The sequence below is a fragment of the Citrobacter portucalensis genome (assembly GCF_002042885.1).
GTDB classification, from domain to species: domain Bacteria; phylum Pseudomonadota; class Gammaproteobacteria; order Enterobacterales; family Enterobacteriaceae; genus Citrobacter; species Citrobacter portucalensis.
Genome location: NZ_MVFY01000014.1, coordinates 39185 through 63106 on the forward strand (window position 1 = coordinate 39185; position 23922 = coordinate 63106).

Sequence of the window (23922 nt, forward strand, 5' to 3'; positions counted from 1 at the left end):
AATTGCGTTTAGCTTATTTTATAATTTTTTAACTCTCGTTAGCTGAGCGGTGTATGGATATATTAAATTTATTGAATATTCAGACATCATCAGTAGCGGCATTGTCCGTAATGATGTGTTGTGAGTCCCACTTGCGTCATACTATAGATTAGTGATATTTAATTTTTCCCTATCCTAATTTTGTTTTATTTGATAAACATGTCTTTATTATAAAAAGGATTTTTAATGGTGTTTTCTTTTAATTCTTTTTAGGAATTTTCTTAACGTCGTGAAGTGTGTATACTCAATCCAGCAAGAAGCTCTTCTGTTATCATCAAAACTATAAAAATGTCCTTAACACCCGTATTACCTCTGCCCTGAATCTCTTCTCAGGGGAGAGGTTTTTTTTGTCTGTGTATAATTTTTATAATCGTCATAAATAGATAATTTAATATTATTGTTCTTGTTGTCTTGCATTAGTGATGACGACAGGTTTTGTGCTGTGAACCATACGGTAATGTTGAAATAGTATCGCTATGAATCTATTTCATGGTGAATAGTGTGATTTCATCTTTATTTATAGGGGTATTATATAGTTTTTCTTATAACTATCTGTTTTTAAGCGTTATGTTAATTTTCGCTTTTGAAGTAATTGTGATTTTGTTCACGGATTTTAGTGCGTTAAGTGGCTATTTGTAGAGAGGTGCAAACGGTTGCATGTTGCTGTTATAGCATTTGTTCATTAAAAAAATATAGCGATGGTATGTCTTGTGTCGGTATCGGGGGCAAGAATCTAAATGATTTTTATTATCCCTTAGACATACGAATTCAGTTTATGACTTCTGTTAGCTTAACACCATGGGAAATGTAGTAAAAACAGACAGGGAATATGATTTTATCAATCAAAAGGAGTTTTTAATCACTGGTATAATTACTGGCCTTTTTTATCTTCCTTTATATAAATCGTTGTCGTAACACCCATAAAATCAGCGTTCTGGGATGAGCGCTGATTTTATTTTGTTCTCAGATTATTCAACCCACGCTGTATGCAGGTCTTCTCTTGCAGTACCTCGTAAATGATACATTAAAGGATCTCCTGGAATGGATATTGTTGAACGCTTTATTAACTACACGAAAATCAATACCACGACCTCAAGGGAAAATGGTGCTAATGGGATAATGCCTTCTTCACCTGGTCAAATGGAACTGGCAAAACTACTTGCAGTAGAACTTGAAGCATTAGGAATGGAAAACATTGAGGTCAGAGATACCGCTATTGTGACCGCGACCTTACCTGGAAATACCGATGACACCATCCCTGTCGTTTCCTTTTTTGGTCATCTGGATACCAGCGCAGAACAGACCGCGGACACAAATGCGCAACGTCTTCACTACAGCGGTGGGGATTTGTGTCTGAACCAGGAGCTGAATATTTATCTGCGTGAAAGTGAATTCCCGGAACTGAAAAATTATATCGGTGATGACCTGCTGGTGACGGATGGTACCAGTCTGCTAGGGGCTGATGATAAAGCCGCCATCGCCGCGATTATGAATGCCCTGGAGTACCTTGTAGCGCATCCGGAGATTAAGCATGGGCCGGTGAAAGTCGGTTTTGTTCCTGATGAAGAGCAGGGATTACGGGGAGCAAAAGCGTTTGATGTTGCGGCGTTTGGCGCTGATTTTGGCTATACCCTGGACTGCTGCGGCATTGGAGAGTTTGTCTATGAGAACTGGAACGCGGGTGATGCGGAAATCATCTTTACCGGCCAGTCCGCGCACCCTATGTCGGCCAAAGGTAAGCTGAAGAACTCTCTGCTGATGGCGCATAAGTTTATTGCGATGCTGCCCGGTGGAGAGGCGCCTGAGTATACGGAAGGACGCGAAGGGTATTACTGGGTAAAACAGCTTCAGGGCAACAGCGCCCGTACGGTACTTAAGCTGGATATCAGGGATTTTACCGAAGAAGGGTATAAGGCGCGTATGGCATATATCCGCCAGCTTGCCGTCAGCACCTGCGCGCTGTGGGGAGAAAACAGCGTGGTCTGTCATTTAACCGATCGCTATGCCAATGTGTTCAATAGCTTGCAGGGCGATGCACACTACCCGATTGATATTGCGTTACGCGCGTATCAGAAGTGTGGCATTACCCCGCAACCTGTCGCCATGCGTGGTGGGTATGATGGCGCAGTGCTATCGCAGAAAGGACTGCCTTGCCCGAATATTTTTACCGGTGCTCATAACTTTCATTCAATTTATGAATATCTACCGGTGCGTTCACTGCGAGCCGCCAGCGATGTGGTGGTAGCGGTCATTGAGGAAACCTTTGCTGAGTTCGCGCAGAGGAGAGCTCAGCCATGATTCAGGTGTTAATTGCCCTACTGGTTATCGTGGTGGTCGCGCGTCTGATACTGAAAGGTTATCGCGCTGAACCGGTGCTGTTCATTGCGGGCCTGGTGTTGATGATTTGTACGGCGTTAACCGGATGGGGTTCTGTATTACCGAAGGGCGTTGCCAGTACGGGGATTTCATTTCTCGATCCTTTCGAGGTGATGCGCGATCTCTTTAGTACGCGTGCTGCCGATCTCGGCCTGATGATTATGGCGCTCATGGGATTTGCGCATTACATGGATCATATCGGGGCAAATGAAGCGGTTGTGCGGGTCGTGACGAAACCTTTGCGCGCGCTGCGTTCGCCCTATGTGCTTCTATTTTTCTCCTATCTGCTCGCCAGCCTCCTGCAGTTGGCCATCCCATCCGCTACCGGGCTTGCCGTGTTGCTGATGGGGACGATGTTCCCCATTATGCTGGGGTTAGGGCTTTCTGCGGCCTCGGCTGCTGGGGTTATTGCCACCTCGCTTGGTGTGGCGTATACCCCGACGGCCATCGATGCTATCAGGGGATCTAAAGCGGTCAATATGGATGTGGTGGAATACGTTGTTTACCACCAGGGACCCGCAGCGCTGGCAACCGTGCTGGTCGTCGGCATCTGCCATTTCTTCTGGCAGCGGCATTGCGACCGTAAAGCGGGGACGCTTCCACGGGAAATCGGTAGCGCTGAGGTGACTGATTCAGGAAAAGCCCCGGCTTTTTATGCGCTTCTCCCGATGCTTCCGATACTGATGGCGGTGGGATCATCGGAAATGTTCGTCAGTGGTATTAACCTGAATATTATCACCATTGTGCTCATTTCAATGGCTGTCTGCATGTTGATTGAGTGGCTGCGGGTGCGTGATTTAAAGTCAGTATGCGAAGGATTCAGCCATTTCCTTAAAGGCATGGGCACCGCCTTTACCGGGGTGGTTGGGCTACTGGTTGCGGCAGGTGTTTTTGCTCACGGGATTAAAGTTATTGGTGCCATTGATCAATTAATCCTGATGGCGGAGCACGTGGGATTACCTCCATTTGCTATGGCGGTGGTGTTTGCGCTGGTGACGCTGGCGGCAGCAATTATTATGGGATCGGGTAATGCGCCATTCCTTGCTTTCGTTGAGCTGATCCCGCAAATCGCGGCAAGTATGGGCGCTAACGCTGTTGCCATGATCCTGCCGATGCAACAGGCATCACATATGGGGCGGGCAATTTCACCGGTTTCCGGCGTGGTGATTGCCGTTTCCAGTGGGGCGAAAATAACGCCATTTGATGTGGTTAAACGTACCGCCGTACCGTTGATTGTGGGCTTTGTAACGCATACCCTGATCATCGGTATTTTCTATTAACTTCGTCTGTAATAAGCAAACTTCCGGGTTGCTGAATGCCCGGTAGTTTGCTTTTTCTGTTTACAGGTCTCATCACAAAAGGTGATATTGATTACTGGTGATTATTATTAACCTTTATCTTTATCGCATTATTCTTATTAGTCATTGTTGAGCCACCCCAGATTAATGATTAATAAGTATGATGTATTATATTTGCACGTTCATTACATAGGGATAAGTTAATCTGGATCATATTTTGGCGATTTTAGTTGTAGTAATTTTTTAATAGAGTAATACAAGAATGACGTGGAATAACAATGATGATTTATTTGGGCAGGTTTAAGTGGTAAGGGATTCTGGAAGAGTTAGTACGTTACGACATCATTATCAGGATGATCTGGAAGCCTTTACCTGGAGTGCGTTAGTCGCAATTGGTATTGCAATAAAGGATCATAAAATCTACTCTAAAATGTCAGAGCATCTATTCATTATGCATTGGCTGGCTATTGCCAAAAAAAGAAAAATATTTTCGAAGAGCATTGTCAGTGAGCTTCAGTGGTTAATTGATGAGGGGAAGAAAAAAAGCCTCAATGCACAACTTAAATTTAAAATAGAATATTTGTACGCCACATCGAGTGGTGATGTGACAATGCAAAACGACTATTTTAAATTTACTCACACGATTGAAGTGTTGAGAAATAATGGATGGGAGAGCTTTCTGCTCACTCCGGAGAAGTGGCAAGGCCTTCATGAAAGTATTAAAGTCAGAAAAGGTGACTTTATTTTTATGGATGACACCCGGCTTCAGGAGTGCTTTGGCGTGCAGGGCGAGATAGTCAAACCTTTCTGTATTCGAGTGTACGGCGATATTGAGTTTGCAAAGTTAACGTTCATCAAACATAACCTGCCGGTTGAATTTGTGAAACATATTTCGAATGAGTTTTATTACTTCAATTTTCTTTCAGTTAAGTAATGCTTAACTGATATGGGGGACAAATTTCTGTTTGTTCAAAGAGTGTATTGATCTACCTGTGAAATTATCGGATATATACCACGCGCAAAGGACAGCGAATGTTTACTCGAAAGTTAGTGATTACAACTGAATGGATAAGGTTGTCGGATACGCCAGACAATGTGTCCATTTCTTTTCGGGGCGTTCTTGAGATCGGTGAAAGCACGGTTGTACCAGATGGCAACACTCCTTTACTTCGCTTAGAAAATGAAATGGCACCTGTCGCCGTTGATGCGTTGTCATGGGTAAGGGTGCCAGTTGAACGCCAGGAAAATGTTATCGTCTATATTTTCTGAATCCTGGTTTATAAATCCATTAATAATGTTAATGTCGATTTGTTCTTATTTTATTCCTCCCGGTGCAAGATGAGATGTCTGGCTGAACAATTCGTTGGGGATCACATCGCGGGTGAGAGCATTTGTAGCGCGTGTACATTATAAATAATGCCAAACACCGCCACCGCGAGCAGAAACAGGGAGGAGATAAAAACGCTGCGTCTGGCAAACCGCTCTGGCATCCAGCGTTTGAAAACCATGATGTAAAAAGACAGCACCGTAACATCAAAAATAACCCACACCAGCGTTAGCGTCAGAATGCTGGTGGTGAAATCTTGCGTAATGGCAATGAACTGGGGAAAAAACGCTACGAAAAACAAAATGTCCTTTGGGTTAGCGACCCCTGTCAGAAATCCATGGATAAGCCCGCTGTTATCGCGTTTTGGCGCACTCAGTCCGAGGTGTGAGTCCCTGGCCCGCAGGCCGTTAATCGCCATCACACCGATATACAACGATCCCACAAGACCCAGTACGCCAAGCCATATCGCAGAGATTGATACCACACCAGCTAGCATCAGTGCAGCCAGAGCAATCAATACTAAAGAAGCGCCGTTAGTGCCAATCAGCGTGAGAAAGGCCCGGCGATAGCCGTGCTGCGACGCGGTGGTGGTAATCAGCGCCACGACAGGACCCGGAGTTAACAGCAGGGTTACTACGCTGAGGCTATAGGCAGCCAGTAAAGTGAAATTCATACCTGATTATCCTGATGATATTTTCCATCAGTATTCCGCCTGCGTGGCGCATTGAAAAACGAATAAAACTGCGCTCTACTGTGAGTAAAACTCAACATAGAAGCTGAGAATGACGCTACCTCCGTTGTATGCCCTGAGGGCTTTTGAAGCCGCAGCCCGTCTGGGATCGTTCAGTAAAGCCGCTATTCAACTTAACGTGACGCCGGGCGCGGTAAGCCGTCATATTCGCACGCTGGAGGCATGGTTTGGTTGCGAGCTATTTGTCCGCAGCGGCCCGCGTATCGAGATAACGCCTTCTGGCCAAGGGCTGGCGCAGCAGTTGACGGCTGGGTTTCAGAGTCTGGAACACGCGTGTCATGCCTTTCGCAGCAGCAGTCATGAGCTACGGCTGAAAGCGCCGTCTACGTTGACGATGCGCTGGCTTCTGGACGTGCTGCGTCATTTCCGTGAAGCGCATCCGACCCCGGTTGTCGAAATTTCCAGCGTCTGGATGGATACCGATTCGGTATCCTTCGGTCGTGAACCGTATGACTGTGCGATCCTGTTAGGGAATGGCCATTTTGGTGACGATACTGACAGCCGGTTGCTGTTTCAGGAGTGGCTTATCCCGGTGTGCTCACCCGCACTGCTGGTGCAGGCGCAGCGCGATCTTTCTGCCTGTGAACTGATTCATCCCTCAGCGGATCGCCGTGACTGGCGTCGGTGGCTGCAACGCACCGGGAAGTTTCCGGCGTTGAATCTTGCGCGAGGCAAAGTGTTCGACACCCTGGAGCAGGGCAGTCTTGCCGCGATGAGCGGTCATGGCGTGTCCGTTGCCGACCTGCTGTTAAGCCTGGCGGCCATTCAGGCAGGGATGTTGGCGTTACCGTTTAAAGATGCGGTAGCGACTGGCGAGGGCTATTACCTTGTCTGGCCAAAGACTTCAACACGGCTTAGAAATATTGAGCTGCTGTATCGCTGGTTAAAAGAGGCTGCGCCGTGTGTCTCCTCGGCAGATCTAAACTGGCTGGATTAAGCTGTTTATTCTGCTAATCACCCATATTGATAATGGTTCTCATTATTATTGTCGTATTGCGCAGGTAATGGTAATGTTGCTTCAGTTATAAACCGTTAATCCCATTTTCTGTGCAGAAGACAGCATGAACAATACCACCGCCCTGAATGCCTCCGGACGCGTCGCTCGCACTTTCTCCGTCAGCGAGTTTATGGATTTTGGTGAGCGCTACGGGATCGATTACCGCTTTCCCCAGTTGGCACAAAGGCCGGATTTACCGTCTGGCAGCCCTGTTCTGCAAGGTGAAATTGAGGAGATGACTCTCCCATGTGGGATGTGCGTGACGCACTCCGACGTACAGGTATTGCAACCCTACGAAACCACCTCTCGTCACGACAGCCCTCTGTATATGCTGGTGGTACTGGAAGGCTGCGTGATCCTGACGCTTAACGGACAGGAGCATGTGGTGCGCTCCGGCATGGCGTTTAGCTCACGCCTGAGTGAGCACCAGACGATGCGTGCCCGTCATCATGCTGATTGTAAACTGCGGACATTATCGCTCGGTTTGTATCCCGACGGCGCGTGTCGCACGGGGTTGCTCGAATCGTTGATGCGTGAGTGGGAAAGATGCCAGACGCCGACGCTTATCTGGCAGGTGCCGGGTTTTTTACTCAGCGGGCTGCAGTACGCGCAGCAGAGTACGATTAGCCATGTTTCTCGTCAGCTGATGTTGGAAGGGCTGATATTACAACTGTTTGGTCATGGCCTCAGCGTGTGTCAGGTCGAGAGCGGTAAACGTCTTGCGGCGAGCGGTGAGCAGCAGCGGCTGGAGGTCGTTCGCCGACTGCTGGAGCAGAGTCCCGAAAATGACTACACCCTTAATGAACTGGCCCAACGCGCAGCGATGAGTCCCAGCAGCCTGCGCAGTAAGTTTCGCGCAGCCTATGGCTGTTCGGTATTCGACTACCTGCGCGATTGCCGTCTGGAACGTGCACGCGGCTATCTACTGGAAGGATATAGCGTACAGCAGGCGGCCTGGATGTCGGGTTATCAGCACGCCACCAACTTTTCTACCGCTTTTCGTCGCCGTTACGGCTTTTCACCCGGTGATTTGCTCAAACTTTGCTAATCCATATTTGCGTTTTACGCACGTGATTTCCTGACAATTTGGCACTGCGCATAGGCAACCTGGCATCCGGCATAGCTATCTCCGCCAGCAAAAAGGTAATAATTCTCACTTACAATTAGACATGCCTTTGGAGATATTCATGTTCGCGAAGACTCGCTTGGCGCTGCTGGTGGGATGGGTTACCGGCAGCGTGGCTTTTCCTCTGCTGGCGCAGGAAACAACAAAAAACGATACGGTGGTTGTCACCTCGCAGATGCAGAGCGGGGCCACGAAGCTTGCCACGCCGGATATTGAAACGCCGCAGTCGGTATCGATCGTTACCCGTGAACAGTTTGAAGAGCAGGGCGCAACCAGCGTGCGGCAGGCCGTCAGCTATACGCCGGGTGTGTACAGCAATCAGATTGGCGCCTCCAACCGCTTTGACTACATCGTGCTGCGTGGCTTTTCTGACGGTAGCCTGGATAACGTCTATCTCGATGGTCTGAAGATGATGGGCGACACCAACTCACACAGCTCGCTGGTGGTCGATCCGTGGTTCCTCGAAGATATCGAAGTCGTACGTGGCCCGGCTTCCGTACTGTATGGCCGTTCCTCCCCGGGTGGCATTGTGGCGCTGACCTCACGTAAGGCGTCGTTTGATACGGGCGGTGAGGTGAAGCTGTTTGCCGGCAACAATAACCAGCGCGGCGCGGCGTTTGACGTCACCGGGGCGCTGGATGATAACGATCGCGTGGCGGCGCGACTGAGCGGGATGACGCGTTACGCGGACTCGCAGTTTGGTCCATTGAAGGAAGAGCGTTACGCGCTGATGCCCAGCCTGACCTGGCGTATCACCGACCAGACGCGTCTGGATCTGATGGCCTATCTGCACCGCGACCCGGAAGGCGGTAGCCACTCCGGTCTGCCGTATGACGGCACCGTGGTTCCGCATTACGGGCAAAAGATCTCCAACACCTTTTACGAAGGCGAGGATGATTACGACAAATACGATCGCCGTGAAAACATGGTGGGCTACAACATTGAGCATATGTTTGATAGCGGTTGGTCGGTGCGGCAAAAGCTGCGCTATCTGCATACCGACGTTGAGCTGAATCAGGTGTATGCGGCGGGCTGGCTGAATGAAACCGAGCTTAATCGCGGTTACTCCGGCTCCGATGAAAAAATGTCGGCGATTACGCTGGATAACCAGCTCGACGGCAGCTTTGATACCTGGCAGGTAAACCACCGTCTGCTGGTGGGGATCGACTATCAGGATCGCAGCAACAATACTACCGGTTACTACGGCGCTTTCCCGCCGATTGACGCTTTTAATCCAGTGTACGGCGCGAAGCCTGATTACATCGACATGTATGCGCGTGAGAAACACAAGCTGCGCCAGACGGGTTACTATTTGCAGGATCAGATGTCATGGGATCGCTGGCGTATTACGCTCGGTGGTCGCTACGATCAGGTCAGCGTTTCTAACATTGATAAAATCAAGGATACTCGCAGCGATCTGGATAAAAACAACTTCAGTACCCGTGCCGCGCTGCTCTATTTATTCGATAACGGCTTTGCGCCGTACGTGAGTTATTCCACTGCCTTTACGCCAACCAGTTTTGCCGATGAGAACGGCAATCTGCTGGATCCGATGAAAGGCAAGCAGTGGGAAGCCGGGCTGAAATATGAGCCGGAAGGACTCAACAGCCAGTTCAGCGCATCGGTGTTCCGTATCAATCAGACGAATATAGCCACCAAAGAAGAGCCGACCGATCCGTACCGCTCGATTGGGGAAATTGAATCTGAAGGGGTGGAGCTGGAGGCAATTAGCCAACTGACAGATAGCTTCCGTTTGCAGGCGGCGTATACCTATACCGACATTCGCTATAAGAAAAGCAGCCCGGAAGAACAGGGCAAGCGCGCAGTGTACGCCCCGCGTAACCAGGCCAGTACCTGGCTGAGCTACGATGTGAAAAGCGGTCCGCTGGACGGCCTGACGTTGGGTTCAGGCGTGCGCTACGTTAACGGTATTACCAGCGATCGCCTGAATACTCACACCCTGCCGTCCTACACACTGGTGGATATGGTGATTGGTTACGACTTAACGAATATCGGCATTAAAGGGTTGAGCGCGCAGTTGAACGTTAACAACCTGACCGACAAGCGCTACGTTGCAGCCTGTAACTCGCTCTCATATTGCTACTTCGGCGCCGAGCGCAGCATTGTCGGCAGTGTGTCCTGGAAATTCTGATGTTTTAGCCGGATGCGGCGCTGGCGCCTTATCCGGCCTACAGCAGCGTGCAAATCGTAGGCCTGATAAGCGCAGCGCATCAGGCTTTGTGATTGCGGCTCTTGTGTAAAACCGTTCTGCAGACAAATCTGCGCGCTGGCGCCTTATCCGGCCTACGGCAGCGTGCAAATCGTAGGCCTGATAAGCGCAGCGCATCAGGCATTGTGATTGAGGTTATTTTGTAAAACCGTTTTGCATACAAATCTGCGCGCTGGCACCTTATCCGGCCTACGGCAGCGTGCAAATCGTAGGCCTGATAAGCGCAGCGCATCAGGCATTGTGATTGAGGTTATTTTGTAAAACCGTTCTGCAGACAAATCTGCGCGCTGGCGCCTTATCCGGCCTACGGCAGCGTGCAAATTGTAGGCCTGATAAGCGCAGCGCATCAGGCATAGTGGATTGCGGTTATTGTGTAAAACCGTTCTGCAGACAAATCTGCGCGCTGGCGCCTTATCCGGCCTACGGCAGCGTGTAAATCGTAGGCCTGATAAGCGCAGCGCATCAGGCATAGTGGATTGCGGTTATTGTGTAAAACCGTTCTGCATACAAATCTGCGCGCTGGTTCTCAGCGTAAAGGCGACTTTGTCTGGGTACTGGCTGTAATAGTTATGCTCTTCTTCCAGCCCTTTTGCCTGCGCCAGACGTACCGTTTCCAGCGAGCAGGTACGGTAGATCAGGTCTTTATTCATATTGGTCTGCTTCTCGCGCTGTTTATCTGCGGACAGCGCCAGCCAGCTTTCGGACAGTGAGTAATCGTAGACCACCCGATTTCCTTTCGCCTGCACGTTCTCAATGGTAATAAATTCGTCGATTTTCAGTCTTGGCTGCCCGCGCATTTTTTTCTTATCTTCTGCGGCGGCATATTGGGCCAGCGCATGAATATCCATACTGGCTATTTTCTGTTTATAAGCATCTACATAAGCGGTAGGTTGCTGATAATGCTGAGCGTAAGCGTTTCTTAATTCCCCGTCATTCATCGTACAACCTGCCAGAAACAGAGGTAATAGCAGTGCCAGTTTTATTTTAGTCATGATGTTATCCCGTTCATTATTTTGATCCCAGTCGCCCATAACAAAATAGAAAAATTATTACAGATGATATTTAAGGTTGTATAAACGAGAGCGCGATGGCACAAGTTCAATTGTCTTAAAATGGCAGGACAGGCGGGAAACCCTGCCAGAATTGGCAGGGTTTTGGACATACTGATAAAAAAATTAATGGCCGATCATCTTTGCCTTCGGGATCAGCTGGAAATACATATGATCGGGCACTGGCGTATCCCAGACATTGGCATAAATGGCATAACCAATGGTGGCAAACAGAATGCCAAGCACCAGTAGCGTCATGGCAACACCTGATAGCGTCTTCTGTCGCCATAACGGTTTACCGTTGTCTTGCGCCCCCGGCGGTGTTTGCAGTGAGAAACTCAGCGTTGAGGCCACCGGGCAGGATTCAACGCAGGTCATGCAGCCAGTGCATTCCACGGTACGCACCTGAATCAGTCTGTCGACCGGGATATGCGACGGGCAGTTTTTCGCGCATTTTCCGCAGTCGATGCAACTGTCTGCGTTACGGCGGATTTTAAACGGCGAGAGCAGCGAGAACAGACCGAGCAGCGCACCATAAGGGCACAGATAGCGGCACCAGGCATTGCGAATAAACAGGCTCAGGACACTGATAACGACAACAAAGATGAGCGTAGCGGAGCCAATATGGCGAAAGAAATCGAGCATCTTCACGTCGATAATCATGCCATAGGCCGACATTAGAAAATACTGAATCCCCTGTGCAGGCATCGACAGGGCGATATACAAAAAGAAACTCAGCAGCAAATACTTCAGACTGAGCAGCGGGATATCCAGCCAGCGCGGCAGCGTGAAGTTGCGACCAAATACTTTTTTCCCCAGATTGCCGAGCAGTTCGGACAGCGTGCCCACCGGGCATAACCACGAACAGAAGGCTTTTTTTAACAACAGACTAATCAGGATAAACGCAACTAACAGCAGCATGGAGGCGGCATGGATAGGCGGAAGAAAACCAGTCTCCAGCGTATAGCGGATATTCATCAAACCCGCGATTGGTAGCCATCCCTCAATACCACCTGGCCTTGGAATATAGACGCTGGTGCCGGCGGTTTCGAAATAGCGGACCCAGTAATAGAACGTTACGCCAATATAAATATTAATAGCCAGCAGGAGAAACTGTGTGGCTTTTCGCCAGCTGCTGGCGTTGCGCCAGTCATTCCACGGCAGTTTGCCTCCGATCGTGCCAGGACGGCGCTGCCAGCGTGTTCTCTTCTTCCCGTTCATGATTTTATACTATCCCTCATATTTCCCCTTCTGCATTCAGAAGGCGTCATCACCGGGATATGCTAGCGCTATTCAGATTTGGTGTATTTGATTTGCATCTTATTACGTGGCTGTTATTTTCATCATGCCAATATGCCTGAATAAAAATAACAGCTCGATATTTATCGCAAGTCAGATAAATACCCTGAACGGGGTATTTATTTCTCTGCAGGGCAATGGTTATTCCTGATAAACCTCAACGCGGTCGCGGCCATTACTTTTCGCCAGATAAAGCGCGCGATCGGCTTTATCAACCAACTGTTTATAGTCGGGATGATAGTCATATTCGGCGATGCCAATGCTGACGGTAATAGAAAATGATTCTGCCGCCGATGCCGCCATGCACATCTCGGCAATCTTCATACGCAGCGTTTCGAGGATAATACTGGCCTGCGACTTGTCTGACTCGACGAGCAGGATCATAAATTCTTCACCACCATAGCGAAACACGTAATCGCTGCTACGGATATGATCATAAATGACCGCTGCGACGTTTTTGAGCGTCATATCACCAGTATTATGCCCATAGTTGTCGTTAATTTGCTTAAAGTAGTCGATATCCAGCATCGCCAGGGTGAAGGGCTTCCGCGCATGTAACGCTAACGAAATCTCACGCCGCATGATGGTTGGAATAAAGCGGCGGTTAAGTAACTGGGTCAGAGAGTCTTTACCATTTTCCTGTTTAACCAGTGCGTCAAACATTGAGGCGAGCAGGAAATGGATTTTTGCCGATAGCTGGCGGACATCCTGCAACAGGCTCATCCTCTCAGGTTCTGTTGGCTGATGCTGATGCGAAAAGGTGGTCGTCATGCGGTTGTCGATCTCTGCTATCAGCGATTCCATTTCTTTCAACAGATTGCTGTTGCCGAGAATGTGTTTTCCTTTATGTGAGAACCACATACCAAAATCAGAATTCGCCAGAAATACCATCTCACCGAAAGGCATACCGATGGCGATGTTATAGATAAACTGATTTTCCCAGTCGGTAAATGAGCGAATTTGCCGTTCGCGCTCGACGTTAACGTCATCGTAAATGGTCTGCAGGCGATACTGCTCCTGCGTATGCAGAGAGTTTTGGTGGCTTGGGGAATAGGAGACGGTCATGGCCTCCAGCGCAGTATCCATTGCCAGGCTGCTGAAACAGATAGCATTGCTCAACAGGGAAGACGAGTCGTCAGCTTTGGTTTTCAATACCCGATACAGCTCATCCTTGAGCTTACGCGCGCCGCGGTTTACCAGATCGATGGGCAGACCGATACGGGCATGCACCACGCCAATTTTGCGTTGTTTGGCCAGCAGCTGCGGTAGATCTTCGTGCGCGCTGCCGAGCACGCTGCGTAACCAGTCAAACATACTACCACTGAGGCGGGTACTGACCTGTTCTGTATTAAGGAACAATGCGCTCTGGGCATGGGAGAGCATATAGTCATAAAAAACGGTCACTAAATGGCGGATCTCTTCATCGCTTAACGATGTGAGGAGCGTGTGAACTTCAGGCGATGTTTGTCGTATCAGCGCCTGCCATTCTGTAAGGAGTAATGTGTCGTTTACCGGTTCAACCTGTTCCATCTCACTGCCACTCAACCTGCGATTAAAAATTCAGGCGGTATTACGGACAATTACCTCACAATGGTCAAGTTAAACTCTCTTATCGATGGCTAATACCTTCATAAATAAGTCTTAGCGCGAAAACACCTATTATTGCGCCAATCACCCGGCTGGCAACACGTTGGATACGACCATACGCCCGTCGCACGGCAGGCAAAGAAAATGCCTGGCTGAGAAATATACGCCAGATAACGGAAGACAACACAATGCCTGCCCAGGCCATCAGTCTGGCCCACGTAGGTGTGTCTGCGCTTAAGGTGACCGAGAAGATACTAATAAAAAACAGCACGGTTTGCGGGTTTGATAAATCCGTTAGTAATCCACGGCGGAAAAACACATACCAGGGGGCGGAAAGCGGTTGCTGTAGCGTGGGCATTTGCGGCGTGGCCTGATGGCGGATGCTGTTCCAGGCAAACCACAGCAGATAGGCGCCGCCGACAATCTTAATCAATGAAAATATCTCTTCACACTGGGTGATTAGCGTTGCCATACCAAAGAGCCCAAGGCCGGAGTAAAACGCATCACCCAAGGCAACACCCAGACCGGTCATCACACCTGCGCGTCGTCCGGATGCCAGGCTAGTTTGTACTACCACAAACAGGTTTGCGCCGGGGTTAAAAAAGGTTAAAACAAAGAGGCTGATGGTAAGAACGACGGCGTGCAGAGGTTCCATAGACAACATTTCCTATGTTCTATTGTTTAACATTATAATATTTATACTTATTTTATAAAGATGAGATATTGCTCACAAAGAATCAGTGTTGAAATTTTTATGCCGTTATAAAAAAACAAATCACCTATTCCAATAGCCTGAAATAATAAATGCTGTAAATTCAAACGACTGCTTGTTTTTATAAAATATTATTTCAAAATAGTAGACAAAAAATCACGCAACAGCTAAATAATTAGTAAGGGCAATGTTTCTTATTGCCAAATAAAGATTGTTAAATTATGTATGCCTTAATGCTTTGGTATGATTTTATGTTGTTACTAGTAAGTTTATTATTTGATTGAGAGAACACTCAGCATCATCATAATTAAAAGATACATCAGTCCAAATAAATGCGGATGCAATTTATTGCGTCCGTACTGACACTTATAAAGCATTGTTAAAGGTGGATAATGGCTGATTACTCAGAACTAGAATTAGTTATTCAGCAGGCCTTTAATGGCAGTTTTCTTGCTCATGCAAGAAGACGCCTAAAAGAAGGTGATAGCATCACACCAATTGTTTCCATTGCTTTGGAACCTACGGACCCAAGGTTCAGGGATCCTTGCAAGTGTGGGTCACTTCTGTGCCAGGCATTGTTCTCCCCCGTTGAATTACGTAGCGAGTTCATTAAAGCGCGGGAACTATCTAAAGAGCGAGGACTACCGTTAAGAATTCGTCTTCGTATTGAGCCATCAGCGGAACGATTACATGGAATCGCATGGGAAACATTGACTGACCCAGATACGCCATTTGGTACCGAAGAACATGCACTTTTAGGGGAAAGTGAATGTGTTTTTTCACGTTACCTTTTTAGCCGTGATTTTCGTTTACCGAAGTTACGTAACCAACAGGGAACAAATGCTTTGGTTGTTGCTGCAAATCCAGTAGGGCTAAACGAAAAATTTGCCCCTATAGCAGCCGACGCCATCATAGATGTAGCTCGGAATGCGATGAGCCCACTCAAAGTACATACTCTGCCTGCAGATCAACCCGCGACTCTGAATGCCATGGCTAATATGATTGAGACGCATGCCGTTGATATTCTTTATCTGGCTTGCCACGGTTCTCGCAGCCAGGGAGAAGCTATTTTATGGCTTGAGGATGAACAGGGAAATGCGGCGAGGGTTACAGGAGAAACTTTTGCGCATTGTATTGCTGGACTGGAAAAACCGCCGACGCTAGTTGTGCTCTGTTCATGTCTGAGTGCGGGCAGCGGTTCTGCAGAAAGTGATGTATTGATGGCAGTAGGTCCTTTATTAGCCAGTAAAGGAATCCCTGCTGTGCTGGCTATGCAAGGTAATTTTCTTTTAAACACAGCGGCAAAGTTTATGCCGACATTCTTTTCTCAGCTCAAGAAACACGGTGAGGTTGATCGGGCTGTGGCGTTTGCCCGCGTTGAAATTATTAATGAACCTGACTGGTGGATGCCAGTGGTATTTACCCGATTAGACAATGCGAGAATATGGTATCCACCCGGGTTTGGCGGTGATGATAAAAACCAACAGGCATGGGATCCTATTATTGATAACTTAAGGGATGAGAAATGTACACCGATTCTTGGGTCAACGCTGAATGAAGCATTATTTGGCTCTCGTAGAGAGCTTGCACGTAGCTGGGGAGAAACATATGGTTACCCGCTAGACGACCATGATCTTGAAGACTTACCTCAGGTTGCGCAGTTTCTGGCGGTGACGCGACAGGGAAAATTTCCTCAGCATGAATTTTATAAGTCTGTCTATCGTTTTATTCTCAAACAACATGCTTCTGAACTTCCTGACCAACTAAAGCAGTTGAGTGATGCTCAGATATTGGAAAAACTGAACAGTATTATCTCGCTTGTTGGTAAGCGATTTCGACAAAGTAATCCGGACGATCCACATCGTGTGCTGGCCGGTTATCCACTTCCCGTTTATATCACGACAGATCCCAGTGATTTGTTGATAGATGCACTGAGGGAGGAGGGTAAAGCGCCTAAAGTGAGGTTATTTCGCTGGAATCATGCTGCTGAAGTATGGGATAAAAATAATGAAAAAAGAGACGGTCGGGTTGCTGCAAATAAAGCTACAGTTGATGCACCTATCGTGTTGAAATTATTCGGCACTTTAGATGTTCCCGGAACGTTGGTAATGACGGAGGATCATTATTTCGATCATCTTGCAAAAGCATCGACCAGTAATGTTAGTTTACCTTCAATTATTCGTAGTAGATTAAACGATAGTGCCTTGTTGTTTATTGGTTTGCAGGTTGATTCATGGGAATTCCGCGTCCTGTTTCGTAGCCTGTTACAACAGGAAGGTAAAGATTTACGTGACGATTACCAGCACTTCTCAGTTCAGCTTGATCCCAATAGTCTATTAGATGCCGCAAGTGCGCGACGATATATTGAAAAATATCTTCAGACAAAAGCATCATTACGATTGTATTGGGGGGACACTGAAACATTTATCCATGAATTAAATAAAAATTACAGGAGGCCATCATGATATCACCGTTCGTGGGGCCAGGACCTTTCGGGCCAGAACAAATACTGTTTGGCCGTGATAATGAAATTGAGGAGTTACATAATCGGCTGATTGCTGATCGTATCATTATTTTATATTCACCCTCAGGTGCGGGTAAGACTTCACTTTTACAAGCCAAGAATGGATTGCTTCAGCGTTTTAAGGAACGCTTTCATCTCCTCCCCATTTTGCGGATTTCCGGTGGCGCTCATCATTCTCCGGTAAAGGGAATTCTGGAACAGCTTAGTGCTAGCGGATATGGTAAATGTAGTGATGGTGACACGCTTGAAACCTATTTTGAACGGTTTCTGTACAGTGAAGGTAATGTCTTTAAGCGCGTCTTAATGGTCATTGACCAATTTGAAGAGATATTTTTATCTGAGATATCAGCAAAAGAACGTGAGGAGTTTTTTATCGATTTAGGTAATGTTTTAAGTCGCTATAGTAAAAGTGTGTGGATTGTTTTTAGTATGCGTGAAGAGTATTTTCCCTGGCTGGATGATTATCGTGATTTAATTCCGACAGGACTTGAATGTAGAGTTCGACTATCACTTTTATCCTTTGAGCAGGCTATTGAGGCGATACGAGAGCCAGCTAAGATGAGCAACATTATTTTGCCTAAAGATGATGGAAGAGATGCCGCAGAATATATTGTCGAGGAGCTTAGTAAGTTTCGTAAACGTATGGCCGGAGAGATAGCGGTTTACCAGGGAGCAATTGAGCCAGTATTACTTCAGGTTGTGTGCACTGAGATCTGGAATGACCTCAGCGTTGGAGGGCAGTCGGTTCAGGAAATACGAATCGCTGACGTACGCCAGATTCAATTGGATGCTATCTTACAAAACTATTGTGAAGAGGTTTTGGAATATTCCGTTAGTAATCTAACTCGCGGTAGATGTTTGCGTGAGTGGATCGAAAATAAACTGTTAACACCAGGAGGTTTACGTACGCCTGCAATGATTGAATCCAGTGATATAAATTCCCCTCAACCTGATGAGTTGGAGTATTTAATATCTCACCACTTAATTCGACGGCAAATTAGAGAGGATGGCGATTGGTATGAATTATCTCATGATAGCCTGAGTTTGCCGATCAAAAACAGTATTGAAAAATGGCAACATGAGCATCTTGCTGAGTGGCAACGCCTTGCGTCTCAATGGCATATAAAGGGCCGGCGTAAGGATTTTTTTTCATCTTTACCTGGGCGGGTACGATTATTTCCGAGACGTGCACGAATTTTATCATTAGAATCTAATAATACAGAAAAGCCATCAGAAATAGAAAGCGCATTTATTGATGCTTATCAGGATTATTCATATTCCTGGTGGTCAAAAATAACCATTTTATTCATGGTGCTGGGATTTACGATGTGGTTTGCAATTGATAAGCATAAAAGTCAGTTATCAGCAGCAGAAGATAGATTAATAGCTCAACGGGATCTTTTTAATAAACAACAAAAAATCGTTTTGCAAAGAGAAAACGATACCTTGCAAACGGGGTTGCTGAACATATTAGGTGGGCGAACCAGTCTTGAACTCCGGGCTCTGGCAGCGGCTACAGGGGCTCAATTCCAGGAGGCATCAAATGGTGGAGTACGCACTGAGTATCGTGGACTTTTAGCTAACATATTATTTGATAATCGCTATATTTTATCTGTTGAATCTCCAGATAATGATAAAAGTAAAGTGGTCGCTATAAATGAAGATTACCGTGTTATCGCTCAAGTTGGCAAAGCAAGGAAAAATATTCAGGTTTTTGATAAAACTGATAATCTATTGTGGAATATTGATTCGTTAGCATTTTTAAAATTTCCTGTGAGCGATACGCGAGTTATCACTTTGGTACGGAAATATTATCTGGCAATTGGCGATTCGCAAGGGAAGGTTGCGTTATGTGATATTCGTCGCAGAGAGTGTATTGCATTGAACTTGGCCAAGTCAGGACAGGAACCCGTTAATGAAACGATTCGTGGGATGTCCTTTGCCAATGATTTTCTTATTGTCAGTTATGCAGATACTACCATTTCAGCATGGCGTTTTGATACGCTGAATAATTTATTGTCGATATCCATTAATAGTAAAGATAATAAACCTAAAGCGAAATCGATAATTAACGCACTGACCTTCATTCCTGGCCAATCGGCATTTTTGGATGCAGGGCATTCCTCGCAGGGTATTAAGATTCTTAATGTAAGTGGTGGGGGGGTATATGTCAAGAAATTACCGCCTCCTCAGCGCCAGGCAATAAGTATGACATCTTCGGGAGAAATAATTTATTCTGTTGCAGTTAGTCCTGATGGTAGATTTATAGCTGCTGGGAATCGTGCAGGAAATATTCATTTATGGGATATTACTACATTGTCGCAGCCAAAATATATTTTTACTATAAAGAATGCGCATGAGGATGTAGTCTCGCAAATTAAGTTCCTGCAAGATGGCTCGCTTCTCTCAGCGGGATGGGATGGTCAATTGAAACGCTGGTCTGGGTTATCGCTAGCGGATAAATCTGCATTATTACCTCAGGCGGAAACATTACTGGGACTGCCGCACCAGATCACCAGTATAGCCATTCGTGCTGATAAGCGGGAAGCTTTTATTACCACAGAGAAAGGTAGTGTGTTAAAAGTTACACTTGCAGATGAGCATCATCCTTTCGGGATATTTTATCCAAATAATGGCCGCTTAGTTGGATTTGAGGAGACGAGAAACGGTACTCAGCTTAACTGGATTACGAGTGGACGACTGGAATCCATCCAGCCAGAGTACGCACAGGCAAATGGCTCTAAACCTCAGGTGCGAGCAGAGCTAACTGATGTTGAACATTTTGCTAGCGCCGATCGGGCAGGCATTATTTTAATCCGTCGCGGTGAGACATTAATGGCTTTGCGACATGACAGCAGTACACTTCAGGTTGTTAAAGGGGTTTACTTTTCGCCTGATGAAAAAGTTCTCTGGATGAAAGTGAATGATACAGCATCTCTTTTAATGATCGATCGTCAGGTCAGGGATAAACCACCGCGCTTATGGATTTTATCTACTGATACGATGAGTGCGGTGGAGTGTTTGCATTCTATTCCTATTGGATTTCGTGCTAGAGAACAACTTTCTGGATTTCGTCCACATAGCAAGGATTTTCTCTCTATAGATGCCTTGAATGATCAAATAACATTGTGGCAAGAAACAGCAACTGATGCTCAAGGATGTCCAATATATGTGGCGAATACTTCATTGCAGAATTCTGCCTCTTCTTTCCCTTTGCCAAAATATACGCTTAACTTTGCTTTTAGCCCTTCTGGAGAACAATTTTATCAGGGGAATTATCTTGGGCAGATTTACCCTATAGCAATTAAAGATGGAACACAGCGTCGCGAATTAATCAAGGATGACTCTACTTCCATCTCCAATACGTTGGCAGTCTTGCAGAATAAAACTGTTGCGATGGGGGATCGTAAGGGGCGGCTCTGGCTTTATTCATCCAATACTATGCTCCCTATTGAAATCAAACAGCAATTTCATCATTCAGCGATTACCGCTCTTGCCATTTCATCTGATGGTCGCTGGATGGCATCGGGTTCGCAAGAAGGTATTGCATTATGGGATCTTCGAATAGACACCTGGATTCAACGGGCGTGCGATTTTGTACCTGAAAGAAGGTTTTCAGATGCTCAAAATAGCATTTATTTTCCGGAAGTTAAAAAAAGGGTATCGCCCTGTGAAGATCATGGCGAAAAGATGACTAAGTTTCAGCAGGAGAACCCCCATGCCCTGGCAAAATATTGATGATTCGCAAACAGGTTATTTTCTGCTTTCGGTGGATAAACAGGGTAAGGAAACCCTATCTGATGTGAACAACAAAGGAGAATGTGTTTCTTCACAAGTTATCAATGTCGTTAAGTATGAGGTGATCACAGATCTTTTTCTATGGGTACATGGTTGGCAGCAAGATCCTGAGCGGGCAAGTAGCCAATTTGACTCGTGGATTGGAGCATTCAAGAATTGCACCTATGATCGACTACGGGTAGAAGCCTCAGTTCCACATTTTCGGTCACTGCATATTGGGTTCCATTGGCCCAGCCTGGCATGGGCTAATGAATCGCTAAAAGCAGTCCCTTTTGATGGTACAGAACAGCTGTCCAGAGCGATGTGGGTCGAGCAATATACGCTAATGCTGGGAAATGAGCCGGGTATTCGTCAGGCAATTGAAAACCTGTTTGACGCCATTAGTATCAATATGTGGATGGATACCTTACCAGATGATGTTTGCCGTGCGTATCTTGCTCTTAATGAGGCGCTAGCCTTGGGAGAAAATGGTTGCGACGGAGATGGTGCTGCAGATCGCCATGCTTTTGATCCACGAGCAATAGTCGAATCGGTGCCTGGGTTTGATAACTTCGCAATCAGTGGTTTAGGAGATGCTATTCTGCTGCCGCTTAGGCAACTGACATTCTGGGCGATGAAAAAACGAGCGAAGGTGGTTGGTGAAAATGGATTGTATCCGTTCATTGTTGCCCTTCAACGTTCAGCTCCTGAGCTACGTATTCATCTGATGGGGCATAGCTTTGGCTGTATCGTTGCTAGTGCTGGAATTGCTGGGCCGGAAGGTAATGCCCCGTTGATCCGTAGTATACAATCTTGTGCGTTGGTGCAGGGAGCTATGTCGATTTGGGCTTTTGCACCTACCAACGAGTATACCCCAAATACACCTGGTTACTTTTATTCCATCATTGCGGACAAAAAGGTGTCTGGCCCTTTAGTGTGCACGTTTTCTGCTTTTGACTATGCGGTAGGGCGTCTATATCCCTGGGCGGCGGGCGTTGCGAATCAAATTGCATTTGATCAACCAAGAGAAATGCCTCGCTATGCAGGGATTGGTACTTGGGGGATTCAGGGCGTTACAAACGATAAACCGAGTCCGATGCTGGAAGTAACAACAAGATACGTATGGGAAAACTCTTCCGTTATCTACAATATTGACGGTGGAAAATACATCTGCAAAGTCGATGGAATTTCAGGAGCTCACAGCGATATTGGCGGACCCGAGGTTGCGCACCTGATTTGGCAAACTGCTTTTCCGGAGGTTAATAATGAGTGAAAACGAAGAGCTACCGCTATCGTTTGGCGTTCATGCGACAACCGGAAAAACCCTGGAATTGAAACCTGGCACAGAGTTTATCTCCCAAATGTTGACCCAGGAAAAAACACTCAGTCAGGCGATCGGTACTGAAATTTTACCAGGCATGAAAGTTTGGGGGGTACCTTTTGATGTCAATCATCAGGAGCTGAGCGAAGCGGGTTGGGGTATTCTCTTTGCTGCTGATGTTGATCCTCAACCGTGGTTAGATGCTCTGGAGCCGCTTATTATGCAACGCCGTATTGAGGCCGGCGATCGGTTTCGACTCTTTTCTGGTTCAAACGGTTACCGTAAGGGCGAAAGTGCCAGTGCCTGGTTGAATAGACATGGTGCAGCGTTAATGATGATTGACCCTGCACAGGGGGTACCTTATTACCTGACGATAGTCGGGCCTCCCACGCAGGTGCCATTTAGTTTTCAATATTCGCTGGATATTGTGGCTGCTGTCGGCAGAATTGATTTTCAGTGTATCACTGAGTATCAATCCTATGCTTTAAGTGTGATTAACTGGGAACGTGACGCCAGCCGTTATACGCGGCGAAGTATTGATTTATTTGCAACGTGTCATAATTTTGACAGGGCAACTCAATTGTTTACTAACAAGGTTGCTGCTCCATTTGCTTCAGGAACAGACAAATATCCTCCTCTGGGGGAAAAATATGGATATCAGGTCAATGCGCTAATGGGGGCCAATGCTACGAAAGATAAACTTAAGCAATCCATGTGCAATGCTTTCGGCGCACCTTCGCTGATTTTCACAGGCTCACATGGAATGGCTTTTAATGCTGATGATCCGCGGCAACCGCACTGTCAGGGGGCAATAGTTTGTCAGGATTGGCCGGGATTAGGTGAAATTGATGAGCGGCATTGGTTTTCAGCAGATGATGTACCTGAACAGGCCTTTTTACATGGAGCAATACATTTTTTCTTTGCTTGTTATAGCGCTGGTACACCACAGTTTGATGATTTTAATTTTGAATCCCCCTCTCGGGCTATTGCTCCAGAGGCGATGAGTGCTCGCCTCCCGCAAAAGTTAATGAGTCTCCCTCAGGGTGGTGTTTTAGCCACGTTGGGTCATATTGATCGCGCGTGGTCTTCTAGTTTTCAGACGCCAGAAGGTGTTGCGCAGACGCAGGGATTTAAGGATGTTATCTCTCGATTATTAGCCGGACAGCGGGTGGGGCAGGCAGTAGATCGGTTTAACAGTCAGTGGGGGGTATGGAGTAGTGAGCTTGTGACAGCACTACTGAAAATTGATAGTGGCATGGCAATCAGTGATGCTCAGATCTTGTCACTGAGAACGCAGCGCGATGATTGTCGTAATTATATTGTGTTAGGTGACCCTGCTGTTCGCCTTAAACCTGAACCACTGACATAGCTTTGCCAGCTCAAGTATGACCTGAATAATTTAATTGATGAGCCTGGTCGACTGGATTTTTTTCTGAACATCAACTAATTATTTAATCAATCTGAACAAGTTATCCGTTCCGAGAACACGATGATGGCATATATAACAAA

At 46.8% G+C, this 23922-nt stretch carries 16 protein-coding genes; 11 read left to right on the plus strand and 5 right to left on the minus strand.

Annotated elements, in window-relative coordinates; genetic code table 11:
- Positions 1-1080 precede the first annotated feature (1080 nt).
- From pepT to BZK40_RS18870, 4 genes are all read left to right on the plus strand, one after another.
- Positions 1081-2337 carry a peptidase T gene (gene pepT, locus BZK40_RS18855; protein ID WP_079935107.1) on the plus strand — a complete coding sequence of 419 codons (1257 nt, stop codon included), beginning with the start codon at positions 1081-1083 and terminating at the stop codon, positions 2335-2337.
- Positions 2334-3695, plus strand: coding sequence for a C4-dicarboxylate transporter DcuC (dcuC, locus tag BZK40_RS18860; RefSeq protein ID WP_057069055.1), 1362 nt, complete (start codon positions 2334-2336; stop codon positions 3693-3695). Before pepT ends, dcuC begins: the two co-directional genes overlap by 4 nt.
- A 322-nt stretch (positions 3696-4017) precedes the next feature.
- Positions 4018-4647: a DUF2913 family protein gene (locus BZK40_RS18865; RefSeq protein ID WP_048226383.1), complete on the plus strand. Its 630-nt coding sequence runs from the start codon at positions 4018-4020 to the stop codon at positions 4645-4647.
- Positions 4648-4745: 98 nt separating this feature from the next.
- Positions 4746-4982: a hypothetical protein gene (locus BZK40_RS18870; protein ID WP_020996594.1), complete on the plus strand. Its 237-nt coding sequence runs from the start codon at positions 4746-4748 to the stop codon at positions 4980-4982.
- A gap of 101 nt (positions 4983-5083) precedes the next feature.
- On the opposite strand, the gene BZK40_RS18875 is transcribed toward BZK40_RS18870, so the two are convergent.
- Positions 5084-5713, minus strand: a complete 630-nt coding sequence (locus BZK40_RS18875; RefSeq protein ID WP_079935108.1) for a LysE family translocator — start codon at positions 5711-5713, stop codon at positions 5084-5086.
- Positions 5714-5822: 109 nt separating this feature from the next.
- On the opposite strand from BZK40_RS18875, the gene BZK40_RS18880 reads away from it, so the two are divergent.
- The 3 genes from BZK40_RS18880 to foxA all read left to right on the plus strand — a co-directional run bounded on the left by BZK40_RS18880 (position 5823) and on the right by foxA (position 10066).
- Positions 5823-6728 (plus strand): LysR substrate-binding domain-containing protein, encoded by a 906-nt coding sequence (locus tag BZK40_RS18880; RefSeq protein WP_048236016.1) that lies wholly within the window; start codon positions 5823-5825, stop codon positions 6726-6728.
- 124 nt (positions 6729-6852) lie between these two features.
- Positions 6853-7836 (plus strand): helix-turn-helix transcriptional regulator, encoded by a 984-nt coding sequence (locus tag BZK40_RS18885; protein WP_071444609.1) that lies wholly within the window; start codon positions 6853-6855, stop codon positions 7834-7836.
- Between the two features lie 121 nt (positions 7837-7957).
- Positions 7958-10066, plus strand: a complete 2109-nt coding sequence (foxA, locus tag BZK40_RS18890) for a ferrioxamine B receptor FoxA (RefSeq protein ID WP_095533159.1) — start codon at positions 7958-7960, stop codon at positions 10064-10066.
- Between the two features lie 560 nt (positions 10067-10626).
- On the opposite strand, the gene BZK40_RS18895 is transcribed toward foxA, so the two are convergent.
- From BZK40_RS18895 to BZK40_RS18910, 4 genes are all read right to left on the minus strand, one after another.
- Positions 10627-11136, minus strand: a complete 510-nt coding sequence (locus tag BZK40_RS18895; protein WP_239497872.1) for a hypothetical protein — start codon at positions 11134-11136, stop codon at positions 10627-10629.
- 183 nt (positions 11137-11319) lie between these two features.
- On the minus strand, positions 11320-12414 hold the full coding sequence (locus tag BZK40_RS18900) for a 4Fe-4S binding protein (RefSeq protein ID WP_079935111.1): 1095 nt from the start codon (positions 12412-12414) through the stop codon (positions 11320-11322).
- Between the two features lie 219 nt (positions 12415-12633).
- Positions 12634-14022, minus strand: coding sequence for a diguanylate cyclase (locus BZK40_RS18905; protein WP_079935112.1), 1389 nt, complete (start codon positions 14020-14022; stop codon positions 12634-12636).
- 79 nt (positions 14023-14101) lie between these two features.
- Positions 14102-14734: a LysE family transporter gene (locus BZK40_RS18910; RefSeq protein ID WP_008783857.1), complete on the minus strand. Its 633-nt coding sequence runs from the start codon at positions 14732-14734 to the stop codon at positions 14102-14104.
- A 449-nt stretch (positions 14735-15183) separates the two neighbouring features.
- Here BZK40_RS18910 and BZK40_RS18915 point away from each other — a divergent pair, with 449 nt between their 5' ends.
- The 4 genes from BZK40_RS18915 to BZK40_RS18930 are packed head-to-tail and all read left to right on the plus strand — an operon-like array spanning position 15184 to position 23782.
- Complete coding sequence (locus tag BZK40_RS18915) at positions 15184-17256, plus strand: CHAT domain-containing protein (RefSeq protein ID WP_079935113.1); 2073 nt, start codon at positions 15184-15186, stop codon at positions 17254-17256.
- The gene (locus tag BZK40_RS18920; RefSeq protein WP_079935114.1) at positions 17253-21053 is read left to right on the plus strand and encodes an nSTAND1 domain-containing NTPase; all 3801 of its coding nucleotides are present in this window, start codon (positions 17253-17255) and stop codon (positions 21051-21053) included. The genes BZK40_RS18915 and BZK40_RS18920 overlap by 4 nt, the downstream gene beginning before the upstream one ends.
- Positions 21034-22365, plus strand: a complete 1332-nt coding sequence (locus tag BZK40_RS18925) for a hypothetical protein (protein ID WP_008783860.1) — start codon at positions 21034-21036, stop codon at positions 22363-22365. Before BZK40_RS18920 ends, BZK40_RS18925 begins: the two co-directional genes overlap by 20 nt.
- Entirely contained in the window at positions 22358-23782 is a 1425-nt protein-coding gene (locus BZK40_RS18930) for a C25 family cysteine peptidase (protein ID WP_079935115.1), read from the plus strand. The genes BZK40_RS18925 and BZK40_RS18930 overlap by 8 nt, the downstream gene beginning before the upstream one ends.
- Positions 23783-23922: the final 140 nt, after the last annotated feature.

Excerpts from the sequence above, each read along its gene's own strand:
- BZK40_RS18900 (WP_079935111.1), bottom strand. The coding sequence starts at position 12,414 with ATGAACGGGAAGAAGAGAACACGCTGGCAGCGCCGTCCTGGCACGATC.
- BZK40_RS18915 (WP_079935113.1), top strand. The coding sequence starts at position 15,184 with ATGGCTGATTACTCAGAACTAGAATTAGTTATTCAGCAGGCCTTTAAT.
- BZK40_RS18895 (WP_239497872.1), bottom strand. The coding sequence starts at position 11,136 with ATGACTAAAATAAAACTGGCACTGCTATTACCTCTGTTTCTGGCAGGT.
- BZK40_RS18870 (WP_020996594.1), top strand. The coding sequence starts at position 4,746 with ATGTTTACTCGAAAGTTAGTGATTACAACTGAATGGATAAGGTTGTCG.
- dcuC (WP_057069055.1), top strand. The coding sequence starts at position 2,334 with ATGATTCAGGTGTTAATTGCCCTACTGGTTATCGTGGTGGTCGCGCGT.
- BZK40_RS18905 (WP_079935112.1), bottom strand. The coding sequence starts at position 14,022 with ATGGAACAGGTTGAACCGGTAAACGACACATTACTCCTTACAGAATGG.
- BZK40_RS18925 (WP_008783860.1), top strand. The coding sequence starts at position 21,034 with ATGCCCTGGCAAAATATTGATGATTCGCAAACAGGTTATTTTCTGCTT.
- BZK40_RS18875 (WP_079935108.1), bottom strand. The coding sequence starts at position 5,713 with ATGAATTTCACTTTACTGGCTGCCTATAGCCTCAGCGTAGTAACCCTG.
- BZK40_RS18910 (WP_008783857.1), bottom strand. The coding sequence starts at position 14,734 with ATGGAACCTCTGCACGCCGTCGTTCTTACCATCAGCCTCTTTGTTTTA.
- pepT (WP_079935107.1), top strand. The coding sequence starts at position 1,081 with ATGGATATTGTTGAACGCTTTATTAACTACACGAAAATCAATACCACG.
- BZK40_RS18880 (WP_048236016.1), top strand. The coding sequence starts at position 5,823 with ATGACGCTACCTCCGTTGTATGCCCTGAGGGCTTTTGAAGCCGCAGCC.
- foxA (WP_095533159.1), top strand. The coding sequence starts at position 7,958 with ATGCCTTTGGAGATATTCATGTTCGCGAAGACTCGCTTGGCGCTGCTG.
- BZK40_RS18885 (WP_071444609.1), top strand. The coding sequence starts at position 6,853 with ATGAACAATACCACCGCCCTGAATGCCTCCGGACGCGTCGCTCGCACT.
- BZK40_RS18930 (WP_079935115.1), top strand. The coding sequence starts at position 22,358 with ATGAGTGAAAACGAAGAGCTACCGCTATCGTTTGGCGTTCATGCGACA.
- BZK40_RS18920 (WP_079935114.1), top strand. The coding sequence starts at position 17,253 with ATGATATCACCGTTCGTGGGGCCAGGACCTTTCGGGCCAGAACAAATA.